General features: G+C 53.4%; 17 protein-coding genes. 2 read left to right on the top strand and 15 right to left on the bottom strand.

What is annotated here, in order from left to right; genetic code table 11:
* Position 1: 1 nt before the first annotated feature.
* From dmul_RS03240 to dmul_RS03210, 7 genes are all read right to left on the bottom strand, one after another.
* Positions 2–1,207: an ABC transporter permease gene (locus dmul_RS03240; protein WP_020876199.1), complete on the bottom strand. Its 1,206-nt coding sequence runs from the start codon at positions 1,205–1,207 to the stop codon at positions 2–4.
* Positions 1,204–2,355, bottom strand: coding sequence for an efflux RND transporter periplasmic adaptor subunit (locus dmul_RS03235; protein ID WP_020876198.1), 1,152 nt, complete (start codon positions 2,353–2,355; stop codon positions 1,204–1,206). Before dmul_RS03235 ends, dmul_RS03240 begins: the two co-directional genes overlap by 4 nt.
* Entirely contained in the window at positions 2,352–2,960 is a 609-nt protein-coding gene (locus tag dmul_RS03230; RefSeq protein WP_020876197.1) for a TetR/AcrR family transcriptional regulator, read from the bottom strand. The genes dmul_RS03235 and dmul_RS03230 overlap by 4 nt, the downstream gene beginning before the upstream one ends.
* A 94-nt stretch (positions 2,961–3,054) precedes the next feature.
* On the bottom strand, positions 3,055–3,213 hold the full coding sequence (locus tag dmul_RS20055; protein ID WP_153302745.1) for a hypothetical protein: 159 nt from the start codon (positions 3,211–3,213) through the stop codon (positions 3,055–3,057).
* A gap of 199 nt (positions 3,214–3,412) precedes the next feature.
* On the bottom strand, positions 3,413–5,650 hold the full coding sequence (locus tag dmul_RS03220) for a glycosyltransferase (protein WP_020876194.1): 2,238 nt from the start codon (positions 5,648–5,650) through the stop codon (positions 3,413–3,415).
* The gene (locus dmul_RS03215) at positions 5,643–6,710 is read right to left on the bottom strand and encodes a lysylphosphatidylglycerol synthase transmembrane domain-containing protein (protein WP_234979187.1); all 1,068 of its coding nucleotides are present in this window, start codon (positions 6,708–6,710) and stop codon (positions 5,643–5,645) included. Before dmul_RS03215 ends, dmul_RS03220 begins: the two co-directional genes overlap by 8 nt.
* An 11-nt stretch (positions 6,711–6,721) precedes the next feature.
* Positions 6,722–6,925 (bottom strand): hypothetical protein, encoded by a 204-nt coding sequence (locus dmul_RS03210; RefSeq protein ID WP_020876192.1) that lies wholly within the window; start codon positions 6,923–6,925, stop codon positions 6,722–6,724.
* Positions 6,926–7,757: 832 nt separating this feature from the next.
* On the opposite strand from dmul_RS03210, the gene dmul_RS03205 reads away from it, so the two are divergent.
* On the top strand, positions 7,758–8,033 hold the full coding sequence (locus dmul_RS03205) for a type II toxin-antitoxin system Phd/YefM family antitoxin (RefSeq protein ID WP_020876191.1): 276 nt from the start codon (positions 7,758–7,760) through the stop codon (positions 8,031–8,033).
* Positions 8,033–8,359 carry a type II toxin-antitoxin system RelE/ParE family toxin gene (locus tag dmul_RS03200; protein ID WP_020876190.1) on the top strand — a complete coding sequence of 109 codons (327 nt, stop codon included), beginning with the start codon at positions 8,033–8,035 and terminating at the stop codon, positions 8,357–8,359. Before dmul_RS03205 ends, dmul_RS03200 begins: the two co-directional genes overlap by 1 nt.
* A 366-nt stretch (positions 8,360–8,725) precedes the next feature.
* Here the strand turns inward: dmul_RS03200 and dmul_RS03195 are convergent, their stop codons facing one another.
* The 8 genes from dmul_RS03195 to dmul_RS03170 form a co-directional block, all read right to left on the bottom strand.
* Complete coding sequence (locus dmul_RS03195) at positions 8,726–9,988, bottom strand: hypothetical protein (protein WP_020876189.1); 1,263 nt, start codon at positions 9,986–9,988, stop codon at positions 8,726–8,728.
* An 89-nt stretch (positions 9,989–10,077) separates the two neighbouring features.
* A complete protein-coding gene (locus tag dmul_RS20865; RefSeq protein WP_020876188.1) occupies positions 10,078–10,275 on the bottom strand; it encodes a Fic family protein in 198 nt (65 codons plus the stop codon).
* Positions 10,275–10,592, bottom strand: a complete 318-nt coding sequence (locus tag dmul_RS20860) for a Fic family protein (protein ID WP_236610079.1) — start codon at positions 10,590–10,592, stop codon at positions 10,275–10,277. Before dmul_RS20860 ends, dmul_RS20865 begins: the two co-directional genes overlap by 1 nt.
* Positions 10,582–10,827 carry a hypothetical protein gene (locus tag dmul_RS19630; RefSeq protein WP_078081184.1) on the bottom strand — a complete coding sequence of 82 codons (246 nt, stop codon included), beginning with the start codon at positions 10,825–10,827 and terminating at the stop codon, positions 10,582–10,584. The genes dmul_RS20860 and dmul_RS19630 overlap by 11 nt, the downstream gene beginning before the upstream one ends.
* Before the next feature lie 83 nt (positions 10,828–10,910).
* Complete coding sequence (locus dmul_RS20560; RefSeq protein WP_020876186.1) at positions 10,911–11,108, bottom strand: hypothetical protein; 198 nt, start codon at positions 11,106–11,108, stop codon at positions 10,911–10,913.
* Positions 11,099–11,428 carry a hypothetical protein gene (locus dmul_RS03180; protein WP_020876185.1) on the bottom strand — a complete coding sequence of 110 codons (330 nt, stop codon included), beginning with the start codon at positions 11,426–11,428 and terminating at the stop codon, positions 11,099–11,101. Before dmul_RS03180 ends, dmul_RS20560 begins: the two co-directional genes overlap by 10 nt.
* On the bottom strand, positions 11,425–11,781 hold the full coding sequence (locus dmul_RS03175; RefSeq protein ID WP_020876184.1) for a HepT-like ribonuclease domain-containing protein: 357 nt from the start codon (positions 11,779–11,781) through the stop codon (positions 11,425–11,427). Before dmul_RS03175 ends, dmul_RS03180 begins: the two co-directional genes overlap by 4 nt.
* Positions 11,774–12,064 carry a nucleotidyltransferase family protein gene (locus dmul_RS03170; protein WP_020876183.1) on the bottom strand — a complete coding sequence of 97 codons (291 nt, stop codon included), beginning with the start codon at positions 12,062–12,064 and terminating at the stop codon, positions 11,774–11,776. The genes dmul_RS03175 and dmul_RS03170 overlap by 8 nt, the downstream gene beginning before the upstream one ends.
* Positions 12,065–12,585 lie beyond the last annotated feature (521 nt).

The raw sequence follows: 12,585 nt of genomic DNA, 5'->3' as shown, positions 1-12,585 counted from the left end.
GTCAGCCCCCTATGGCCTCGGCCGGATCGACCCTGAGCGCGGCACGAATGGCGATAATGCTCGACAGTACGCAGATCATAACCACGGCGATAAAACCCATAACGGAGTCGAGTGGTTGCAGCAGCACATACTTGGGAAAGATTGGCGCCATCAATAAAGTTGCCGAGATCTTGCCCACCACAAAGCCGATCAAACCTAGGGCGATGGACTGTTGCATGATCAGGCCGACAATAGTGCGATTCCTGGTGCCGAGTAGTTTCAAGACGGCAATTTCACGAATTTTCCCGAGCGTCAGGGTATAGATGATGAAGGCGACAATGGCGGAGCTGACAATCGAAAGGATAACCAGGAACATGAAGATCTGTCTGGCTGAGGTGGCGATCAGCTTACCAACCAGAATCTCCTCCATCTGGCTGCGGGTGTAGACGGTTAAACGCTTCCAGCGGCGGATCGACTCAGCGACCTCTTCCGGGTCATGACCTGCTTCAACCCGCACTAAAACTGCATTGACGTAAGGGTTGGTGCTTTGCGAGGCAATAACCGCATCAAGCAGACCGGGCACTCCGGGCCGGTTGAAGGCAGGGTTCTCGGCCGTGCGTCGACGCTGCTCTCGGATGGCGTCATTATCCTTGAGAAACTGGGCTTCCTGGGCATCTTTAAGAGGAATGAACACCATAGGATCTCCATTGGAAGAGACCATCCTCCTGGTCAGCCCGACTACGGTGTAGTGGTTACGGCGGACCTTGATACGTTCACCAAGTTTAAATCCGGAAGCGATATCGGCGACGGCCTCGTAATGGCTCCGGGTGATCTGACGTCCCGCGACGAGATAGGGCGGCCAGCCGGGTGTCCCGGATTCTCCAGGAGTGACGCCGGTAACCAAGGCACGCACGTCACCTTCTTCCTGGCGCACCTGCATGGTGAGATAGGTGATGTTGGCCACCTGATTCACGCCCGGCATGCCGCGAATCCCACGCCAGATATCATCGTAGAGGCTTGATGACTCAGCGTAGGGACCAAGGGTGTCCTTCTGTACCACCCAGAGATCAGCACCGCTATTATCGAGCAAGACTTTGGCGTCATCCACCATGCCACGATAAATCCCCGCCATAGACAGGGTGATGCCGATCAGCAGCCCAAGACCCATGCCGGTAAAGACGAATTTTCCCCAAGAGTGCATGATGTCGCGCCCTGCTAAACTGATCATTGCGTTACCCCCTGAATATGGTCAACGCCGTGAATCCGGCTGTGATTATTCAAGGCGTTTTCGCTGTAGACCACTACTTGGTCGCCAATCTTGAGCCCTTCTCGTACCTGCACACGGCCCTCCAAATCGGCAATCCCCAGTGAAACTGGTGTAAAGCGAAGATCGCCATTGATGACCTGCCACACGCCCAATCTGCCATCAATGTGATGGATAGCAGCATTAGGGATAACCGGTGCCGCCGCAAGTGTCGGTAAGTTAATCGTGATTTCGGCCAGTTCGCCGATGGGTGGCATCGGATCAGGAATTTGATCGAAGACAACCTTGGCCAGTGTTTCCTCAGTTACTGCGTCTGCCAATGGTTCGACTCTCAGTACATGTCCAGCCTGCAGTTCACCTGCCTGAGAACGTAATGTGATCTGGGCTGATAAACCGGCGGCGAGACCTCGCGCATGAATTTGATCAAAGCGGACATTGACCCACAGTGTGCTCGGATCGATCAGTTCCACGACAGCCTGACCAGCAACCACGGTGGTTCCCGGGTCGGCATCACGTGAAACGACCAAGCCGTCAAATGGCGCAATCAGAGACAAATTATTGCGCTGCGCCTCTATCACCGCTCTCTCGGCACGTACACGAGACAACTCCTCTCGTGCCGCAGTCAGTCCTGCTTTCGCCACTAACAGTTCTTGTTGTTTAGTGGCTACCACTTCCTCACTGGTGGAGCGCGCTTTAAGTAACTGCTCGTAACGTAAAGCCTGTGTCTGCGCATAATCCTTACGCGCCTGCGCTTCGCTTAATTGAGCGTTTGCTCGTTTCAGGGAGGCATCCTGAGCTCTAATACGTTCATCAAGATCCACCGGGTCCATTTCGCCAAGCACTTGCCCCGCCTTGACACGCTCACCTACGTGTACATCCAAACGTTTGACCCGCCCGGCAAATGTTGGGCCAAGCTTGTAGGTGTAACGAGCCTCAATGGTTCCAATGCCGAATAGCGCCGGTGAGATGCTCCTGTCCTCGACTGTGACCAATACAACTGATACCGGAGCAAGAGGCCCCGAACGCAAGGCCACATAGACAAAAAGCGCAAGCAGAGGAACAACTACAGCTATCAGCGCCAGTGTACGTTTTTGGAAAGGCAATCTTTTCATAATGCACTCCTGATGCCCTGTTGATAGATGGCAAAGACTTTCGGTGCGTTTCGGCGCATATGGCTCACATCTCCAGCTATCAACGACTGCATGACCAATCCTTGAATGGTGCCGATGAAGAGCGTGGCCGCAGCCTCGTTATCAAGTTTCCTGTCAAGTTCACCGCAGGTTTTTCCTTGTTCAAACAAACGATTGAGGCGCTCCCCATAACGGCGGAGGAGCGTTTGCGCCATCCGCTTGGCCGCGGTTTCTTCAGAGCGTTGCAATTCGCCAAACAACATGCGGGGAATACCGGGATGCTCTGTTATAAAGTCCACATGCGCCAAAAACATGCTTTCAAGTGCGGCAAGAGGGGATGACTTTGCGTGTACTGCCTTTTCAAGGCGAGACAGCAAACGCTCGGCGACCCATTCCATAACAGCCTGTAAGATAGCGTCTTTATTGGTGAAATGGCGGAAAAGAGCCCCCTGGGTTAATCCCATGCGTTTGGCGATGGCTGCCGTGGTAATTTCACTTGGATTTTGTTCTCCAGCCAGCTTGACCACCGTCTCAACAGTTACCATCCGCCGTTCTTCGGCGGGAAGATGCTTACTCGACACGCTCATACGAACCTCCCATGAGTAAAGTGAGTATTTAATTACTATCTTTATTCATGGGAGGTTCGTTGTCAATAGCTTTTTCGAAAAAATCCTCTTGGCTTTAGAAGACAACAGCCAATTCGGCTCCGGGTTGGGAAGCTGAGCCGACGCCCGGGGGCTGGCTGATGCGCTGAGCGTCGCCATCGACGCCGACATCCTTGCGCATGATGTCCTGAATGGCTTTGATCAGGGTGGCCCCCTGTGGCAGGAAAGTTGTCACCTCCGATCGCAGCAGCGGCTCGCGCCCACCCCGTGGGTATAGGCGAGTACCTTCCCGGCGAAGTCAATCATGTCATCGAGGTAGAAGCGCCATTCGCGCCGGCCGGTAGCAGACATTGACCCGCTCCTGTTCGATGTAGGGTCGCCCCTCCGGCCGCAGGACCTTTTCGGTGACTTGGTGTCCTTGCATACCGGGCATTTCATAAAGCGTCTCCTTTCTGTCTGTCGATCAGTACATGAGCATAAACTCGTTCCATTCTTCTGCCAAATTCGTCTATTCCAAACCTGCTTGCCAACGACGCCGCATGGCCAGACAGCTCATGGCGCAACGTGTCATTTTCAAGCAGGAGCTGGACTTTTTCAGCCCAGGCTGAGGTATTCTGCATCGTTTTAAATCCGGTCATTCCGTCGACGACAAAATCATCAATTCCACTGGCCCTGATTGCCACAACGGGCATTGCGCTTGCCATCGCTTCAAGGATAACCATCCCTTGTGTTTCAGATGTGGAAGCGAAAACAAAGATATCGCCCAAGCTGTAGTAGGCCGGCATTCTTTCGGGAGGAACCGCGCCGGGGAAGAGTACGGTGTCCCGTAAACCTAAAGTCTCAGCTGTCTGATAAAGGCGTTCCCGCTCAGGCCCTTCACCAATAAGAACAAACTTGAACCGTTGCGAACAGTTCTTTGCCAGATAGGAAACCGCTTCGAGCATGAAGCTTATATTTTTCTCGGCGCTCAATCTGGAAACGCTCAACAGCACCAATTCATCGTCTGCTATGCCCATCTCAGCACGCAATCCAGATCCTTCAATTTCATAAAGTTTGGCGAACTTGTCCGTTTCGATGCCTGTAGGCACCACGAACACAGGAATCTTCACGCCAATCGTGCGAAGATAATGTTCAGAGGCTTCCGTGGGAACGACGATGGCGTTGCATCGGTTGCCGAGCCGCCGCACCAGCGCATGGGAAATAAAATTGCGAAACAGGGCTTTTGGCAAAGGGACCGCATAAGAATAATGCTCTAAACGTGTATGGTAAGTGTAAACTGCCGGTATATTTAATCGCCTTGCCATCCAAAGTCCTACTGTTCCCATCCAGAAGGGATGGTGGATATGAATCACGTCAGGAGCGAATTCGCGCACTTTTCTGATTGCAGCGAAAGAAAAAATGTTTGGCACCACGATTCCTTTGTCGGCCGCTTGCTTAAAAAGACAAGGAATCCTGTAGATATCACGTTCCTCCTGCGGCTCTGCGCTCTGTTCGTATTGGGGTGCGAGAATCAGGACTTTATGCCCCAGCTTTTTGAGAACTGAAGAGAGTCGATAGATCGAAATCGGTACGCCGCCGATAAAGGGCAGATAGTTATTGGTGAACATGGCGACCTTGATCTCTCGATCAAGATTCGGTTCGGATGGCTGATTGAAATCAGGATAGTAATCCCGTTCTTTCAACAGGAGTGAATACAGCCAGTAAGCGCTGACAATGAAAAAGCAAACAATAAGCAGGTAATTGAGATAACCGACATAGAAGAGCGAATGAATAAAAAACCAGATGCTTTCAACTGTGCGAAAGAGCTTGTGCTGTCCGATGTTCAGCCTGACAGGTTCGATATCCACCTGGCTCCGGCTGACCTGGACCTTGACGTAATGGTAAAAACTGCGATCATTGTTGAGGACAAATCCTCCTGCGCCGCCTGTGACAACAAAAAGAGTATCGTTGTATTTCTGGACTGAAAAGAGCGGCAAATTCGACGAGAACACCGCCTTTATCCTGGAGTCCTGGAATATGGGCATAAGAAGACTACGGAACGCCTCATCTGCCAAATAATCGTCATCGAAGTCGAAGGCGAAGGCGCCCTTTTTATCGACCGGCAGAAGAGGATGCCCGACGAAAAGAAAAACATTCTGATTCGGCGCGACGTCAAGCTCTTCCTCCAGCCAGCGGGCCTGCCACTGGAAGGAGGTTTTTCCGGAACTGTCGAGAAAGATAAATCTGCTGTTCCCCGCTGAAAATGCGAATACATATGGCCCGTAGTGGTCATAGTACCGGAAACCACCGAAAGCGCCGTGCTCGTTATCGCCAAAAGTCAGTAGATAGGGTTTTTCAATATGACCCATGGTCCGGTGCAGTGCGCGATATTTATCTTCGCCCGCACCGCTGACCGCATTTCCGGCGGAGACGACGAACGCCACATCGCTCCGGTTAAGCTCGGGGATGATCTTTCGCTCAAAAATACCCACAGAGTTATTGATGTTGCCGACAACGGCGAAACTGAACGCCTCTTCTCCATGCAGAATCGATTCGATGCTCTCAACCTGTTCAGCATGGACGGCACCGTAATCCTGTTCAAAAAAATTGAGATATATCTTATAGAAAATGACCAGGAACAAAATAAGCAGGTTCAGATAGAAGAGCGCCCGCCACCATGACAATCTATCCATTGCCCATCCTCCGACGGGCCAGCTCATGCAAGGTCACGGGGACTCCGATGAGCATGCCGAGGTAGATCGTCAAAAACCGCCAAACTATTATGATGCCGACAAGTTCGGACGCATGGACCAGCGAGGCGAAAAACAATCCGAAAACGCCCTCGGCAAATCCCGCCCCTCCAGGAGACGGCGCGAAATACATGATACAGGTCGATACCACCAGCAGGCCGGTGGTCGTATAGTAATTCGTCTGATAGCCCGCGCCCCAGAACAGTATAGAGGGGAACGAAAACAGAGAAAGAAGGAAAATAAAGGTAAAGAAAATGGAGAGTAATACATCCTTCCTGTCCCCCCTAACGAAAATTTTCAAACAACGCGAGAATCTTACCGCTTCCCTGAGAAATTTTGCTTTGATACGACGCGTTTTTTCATGGTTGGTGAGGCGCAACCAGACCAGCCCTTTGGCGGCCAAGTCGAACACCCGCAGCAGCCATCGCAGACGAAACAACAATACGAGAAAACAGGCGAGGTAGCCGATGGCGACACTGGCCAAAATCCAGCCGACACTGGCCATCATTCCATCATCCCGGAAATACGGCAGCCTCGCGACAAGGAACGGTATAGGGAGGAAAATCAGAAACATCGCGATAAACGTCCGGATGGTTGTCGCCGCCGTGGCCGTGCCAATCAAAACGCCGCGTCGATAAAGAAACCAAACCTGGGCGAAACCTCCTCCAGTCGCCATGGGGGTGATATTGGAAAAAAGAATATTGATGAACGTCAGTTTGGCGAGATTCCCGGCGGCGAGGCTGTGCCCCGACGCTTTGAGAATGAAGTGCAGGCGCAGTGCATCACTGACAAAATAAATCGCCAGAAGAATGACGAGTACGGAAAGCACCGGCCAGGACCACAGGTGCTGATTGAAAGAAAACGACTGTGCGCCGACCTGGCGATAGATAAAAAAAGGCACGCCACAACTCAACCCAAGAAACAAGAAAGCGTAAGCAGTCCAGCGGACCACAACTGCCTTTTTTGTAGACTGCTGCGAGGTTTCCAGACCTTTTACTCTCACCGACCTACCCTTCATGCCAGTATCGTTGTGATCAGGTAGGCTGTGTAACCCAGGTTCAAGGCCGTCACCCTCAGGATCAGGGTGATGTTCGATCCATAGACGTTACCCAGCACGATGCCCGGATTGCCTTGCGGGGCTGCCCCCTCCACAAAACGGTCAGGGCTCCATACGAGGAGCGCCAATCCAAAAACAATCGCGATAAAAGCCAATGTCATATATTCATCGTTCCTCTTCCGTACAGATAGTGTTGTTTTACTCAACTTTCGAGGTTAACCAAACTTTGGAGTGCAGTTGTTTAACGTTTCGAAATAGAAGATAAAAAACTTGAAGGGCCCATTCCTTTGATTTATAGTGGATCGGTCGCGGCCGGTCTTCCCAGTTTCTTCTTCGGGTTCGTCGCGTGATTTTTCGCTTGCGATTCTTGAGCTTTTTAGAGATAATTGGTGTCATTCGAAATACGCCTTCTTGACGGCATTATAGGTTTTGGCAAACACATAATACGCTGATAAGACGGATATTTCGAGTATTTTTTTGCTTTACGCAATATAAAATTGCGCTTGTTTCAGGCCTAATACGACCTCTGCTGACTTCTCCAGAATCATCCCGATGCATCGCTGCACCGGTAGCCGGGGTCGTCCCGGCAAGACTGGAGATCTCCCAGAGTAAGACATGACGCTTTCCCCCGGCCCTCGCCGGATTTACCAACGCGCACATCCGAATGGTTATCGGGCCTTCCCGTCCAATGCCGGGTTATCCTGCCGCGCCGGCCTTCTATCCGGTTCCTGTTCGTCGAGTCCGGGGTTTGCCTCCGGCTTCCTTCAGACCCTGCCTCGCGACAGCGCCCTTGCCTTCAGCCAACAGTTCCGACCCCTACGGCCTGTAGGGGACTTTCACCCCCAAGATTCATGTCATGCCTGGCACACAAAGTAAAGGACGCCCGAGAGCGCCCTGAATGATTTCCCGGTTCCCCACTGAGGTTGCCCGTGGCGTTTCAGATTGACATATGACCTGTTTAAGGACTATATTTGGTCGCATAAGGGGATGATTATGAAACTATCGCGTCAGATCAAACCGATCAGTTACCTGAAGGCCCATGCCGCAGAAATCGTGCGCAACCTGTCGGAGCAATGCGAACCCCTGATCATCACCCAGAATGGCGAAGCCAAGGTCGTGATGCAGGACATCGAAAGTTATGAGCAAACCCAGGAGACCATGGCGCTTCTGAAGATTCTTGCGCTCGGCACGCGTCAGGTCGAGGAAGGCAAGGTCCAGCCCGCCGGTGATGTCGTTCAGCGACTTCGAGATCGGCGCAAGCGTCGCTGATGGCTTTTCAGGTATATCTGACCGACGATGCGTCCCGTGATCTGGAGGAGTTGTACGACTATATCGAGTCTCACGACGCGCCGGAAAAAGCGGATTACGTCCTCGATCAAATAGAGAAGGCCTTTTCGAGCCTCTCTGAAAACCCGGAACGAGGAACCTATCCAGAGGAACTTCTGGCCGTCGGGCTTCGCGAATACCGTGAGATATTTTTCAAAGCCTACCGCATCATTTACCGGGTCATGGCCGAAAATGTCTATGTCATGGTGATTGCCGACGGCCGCCGCGATATGCAGGCATTGCTGCAACGACGGTTACTGCAAGCCTGAATCTTTTCTGCTCGCCGATAATCGGGGAATTGGAGGGTGCGTCGACCTGACGCAAAACAGTCTCCACCCTCGACTTTCTTCAGAACCTATTGATGTGAAATGAGAAATTACACCGACTGGAACTGTCCGTCGCTGAAGTGGGCGATGGTAGCGTCCACGCCGCCGGTCAGTTGCAGAGGGATGGTGATCTCGGCCGGCATCCCCAGCGTTTTCAAATTGTCGAATCGGAAGGCACCACAGCCGCCTTGCCGGTATCGTGTTTGCCCCCTGTGGCAGGAAAGAATCCGTCATCAATGTCGACGGTACGATTTCCGAAACATCGGGGGAATGCAAAGAAGGCATGGACATCTCTTAATTCCTTTGCTATCAACCCGGTCCGCTCAACTCTCCCCAGTCCGGCACCGCATCGGCAAATTCCTGCTGAAACGCCGAACGCCGGAGATTGTCCTGCTTGATCTTGCGTGCAAACTTTTCCCAACGCGGTTTGTCGTCGAGCACCTCGACCAGAACATGTCGTACCTTGGCCATCACCTTGGCCTTGCGGGCGTACTCCTTGCGTTGATCGTTGCGGTTCAAATGGCCCAGCCCGGAAAGATAGTATTTGAGAATTTCTTCGGGGTAACGTTTTTCAAGCTTTTTGGCCACCTGGATTTCATAATTACCGTCCCAAGCCGACATTGGATAGTGGCCTTTGGATAAAAGCGCCACGGCTTGATCATACTCTCTGCGGTGCATGCGAATTTTCAGCCGCTCCGATCTCCGGGCTTGTTTCAACTGCAAGACAATTTTCGGCTCGAAAAAACTCCATTCGGCAGCACTGCACAGTTGTTTGAAAGCCTTGTATTTCTCTAAGGTCAAGTCATCAGTGGTCTGATCGAACTGAAGTGCCATGTATTTTTCACGATCATCTGCCTCCCGAGCCCTCGCCGCAACAAAGCCGCGAAGCTTATCCATGCGCCCCTTTGCTTTGCGCAGGCCTTCCTCAGCCACCTGCAAGCCTTTTTCCTTTTCACCGGCTTCCCAATAAAATGTGGCCATGTCATGGTAATCGGCACCATTCGCCATTCTCACTGTGCGCAGCTCAAGATATTTATCCCGATCCCCGAGGCGGCGATAGATAGCGCGGGCAAGACCCGTCTTCCACTCGTTGTTCATCGCTTCATAAGCCTGCGCCAGTCTGCGCAGGTCGCCGTCATCATAGCAGGCGGCATGGGCGACATCGTCAAGCATGTCGTCCATACCTGCATTGCCGCTCTCAATAAACGGCAGGACAAGGTCCAGAAATTCGCGCCGATGATCAGCATCAACCCCTTTGGATTCCAAACGCTTTCGAATCTGATCGAGCAACTCCGCCACGAGAACCTGCGTGGCATAGTCGCCGCCTCCGTACATATCCAGTTCTTCAAGATCGGGCGCCAACTCAGACCAGAGGACCAGGATGGCCTCGCCTTCGGACCGCTTTTCAAGTGCCTTGGAAACAGAAACATGGGATTTCAGAAAATCGAAGCACGCCCGCCGCACATCGGGAATTTCATTCGCAAGCTCTGAAATCAGCTCGGACAGGACTTTGTGTGAGGCTGCCGCAAGCAACTCGCTGAGCGCATCTCTTTTTTTGGCTTTTCTTAACATTTTTGCCTACCTGAGTGGTAATTATGAAGTAGCATAGTCCTGTTTCTCCGCACATCCGGTTCGATTTCGAAAACGGGAATCGAACTGACCTACCTTCCCGGCAGTTCCGTGCCCCGGTTCATGATCTCGATATAGCCCGCATAGCTGAACAGGCGGTTTCGTTTCCAGGCAGTCAGCTCCTTGACGATGCCAAACTGCTCCAGGTGGCCGAGCGCCTTGTTGACCGTGGCCGGGGTGATACCGGTCTTCTCCACCAGCGAGCCCGAGGTGGCGATGGGATGTTCCATCAGCGCTCGGTGGATCTGCAGGGCGGATGCCGCCGCCCGGCCAAGACTGCTGATCTTGTCTCGGTCCCGGTTCGACAGGTCGAGAAGCTGCGGGCCGTTTCCACTGCCTGAGTAGCGGTGACGATCACAGTCTCGGCAAAGAAATCAAGCCAGGCTTCCCAGTCGCCGGTCAGACGGACATTGTTGAGCAGCTCGTAGTAATACCGGCGGTGCGTCTTGAAATAGAGGCTGAGGTAGAGCATCGGATCCCGCAGCACCTTCTGCTCGTACAGGAGCAACGCGATCAGCAGGCGACCGGGACGGCCGTTACCGTCCAGAAACGGATGGATCGTCTCGAACTCGTCTTGAACCGTTTTTGATGCTCAATCCATTGAAAAACGCTGCCTGCATGATTTCTGGACCTGACTGGTATGTCGGGAACGACGCGGCGGCCGGATCGTGATCGAGATGCTGGATTTTCCGGAAATCAAGTTCGAGCTGTGATATCGGAATCTGGTGAGCATCGAAGCCCATCAGAGGATTTTCGACAAGGTTCACCGGATCAGCTACCATATCAATCTGGAGGGAGCCATCGTCACCTGGCGCACCGATGAGATCATACCCGTGGGTTTTGGAACCATCCTACTTCACCGAGACTATGCCCGATGGAGGAAATAAGTCATCGGGAAGCCGGGGAAAATCCTCGTCAACAGCATAGACTTCGGTCCCCCGCACAAAGAAGCGAAGGGGCTGACCATGAGGGCGTGGGCCAGTTCCTCCTGGGAGATCACCAGCTGCCGCGGCACCTCTTTGACCGTTTCCGGGAAGTTTTCGGGTCGGCGGATCATGGCCATTGGACATCTCCCGCTGATTGGACAAGGCGCAACAGGCCAGGCGCGACGTTCCACTGATGGCCGTCGTCGGTGGCGACGCTGACAGTCTTCTTGTTGAGACGCAGCACCATACCTTCCATCATCCGGCCGTCCGGGGCCTGGAAGCCGACCCGGTCGCCCTTGGTAAAGCCAGTCATCAGCGTGGTGGCGCGGGCCTGGGATATGAGCTTGAGCCGCTCGACGATCAGCCGGTTGAGAAAAAGCAGATCCTCTTCATTCAATCGCTTGATCGCCTCGACGGCGGAGACACGGTCGACGATCTTGACGCTGCCGGGTTTCATGACAACGCCTCGTTTTTTAGCGCCTTGAGCAGCGGCAGCAGTTCGGGCACGTCGTCACGGATGATGCTCCATAAGGTGTCGTCGTCGATGCCGAGATAGCCGTGTATGATGCGGTTGCGGGTGGCGATGATCATCCGCCAGGGGATTTCAGGATGGGCGGCGCGGATTTCATCCGGGACATGGGTGGCGGCTTCGCCGATCAGCTCCAAGTTGCGCAGGGTGGCGTCGTAGGCCAGTCCGCCGGCTACGAAACCGGCCTGGTCGAGCCCGTGGGTATAGGCGAGTACCTTTCCGGCAAAGTCGATCATATCATCGAGGTAGAAGCGCCATTCGCGGCGGCCGGCATCAGACATTGATCCGCTCCTGTTCGATGTAGGGGCGCAGCTCCGGCCGCAGGGCCTTTTCGGTGACCAAGTCGACCGGACAGCCGAGCAGGTCCTCCAGATAAAACTGCACGCCAAAATAGCGCTTGGAGGTGGCCGGGCCATCGAAGGCCACCAGCACATCGACATCACTGCCGCTGGTCGTCGTATCACGGGCGGCGGAACCGAACAAGGCCAGCCGGGTCACGCCGAAACGGGCCTGCAGCTCCGGCTTGCTGCGGCTCAGCAGGTCAAGAACACGTTGTCTATTCATCGCTCAACCTCCAAGGGTGTTTCCTCTCTAGGGCCTTTGTGCACCGGGACGCCATGGGCGCACACAAGAACCATTTAAAACTACTCGACAATATAACACCTGCTATGCGGCGTGCAACTCAAAATTCGAGGAACTCTCGACAGACTTGAAACTGCGCCTGTAAATGCATTACGGACATAGTTGGGCCTAAAACAAGCGCGTCTACTGGAGGGTGCGGCGACCTGGCACAAAACAGCCCCCACCCTTGACTTGCCTCATAAGTTATTGATATAAAATCAGAAATAATGCTCGCCGACATCCACCGGCGGGTCATGTCTAAGGAAGGGTTTTTCTCCCCCGATTTCCCTGCACAGGACGAGGGTAACGGGTTTGCAGTCCGGCCGGACACCGGAAATCGCGCTCCAACTTCCCCGTCTTATTGCCTCCCACCGACATCGTTTCGTTGTATTTTCACCCGATCCGTGGCATGGATTGACGGCCTCTTTTCGGCCGAGCTCGCCGGGATGCCGAAACCGGGTCTT

The organism is Desulfococcus multivorans (assembly GCF_001854245.1).
GTDB lineage: Bacteria > Desulfobacterota > Desulfobacteria > Desulfobacterales > Desulfococcaceae > Desulfococcus > Desulfococcus multivorans.
Note: the sequence above shows the minus strand (reverse complement) of the source record. Positions and strands in the feature narration are given on the sequence as shown.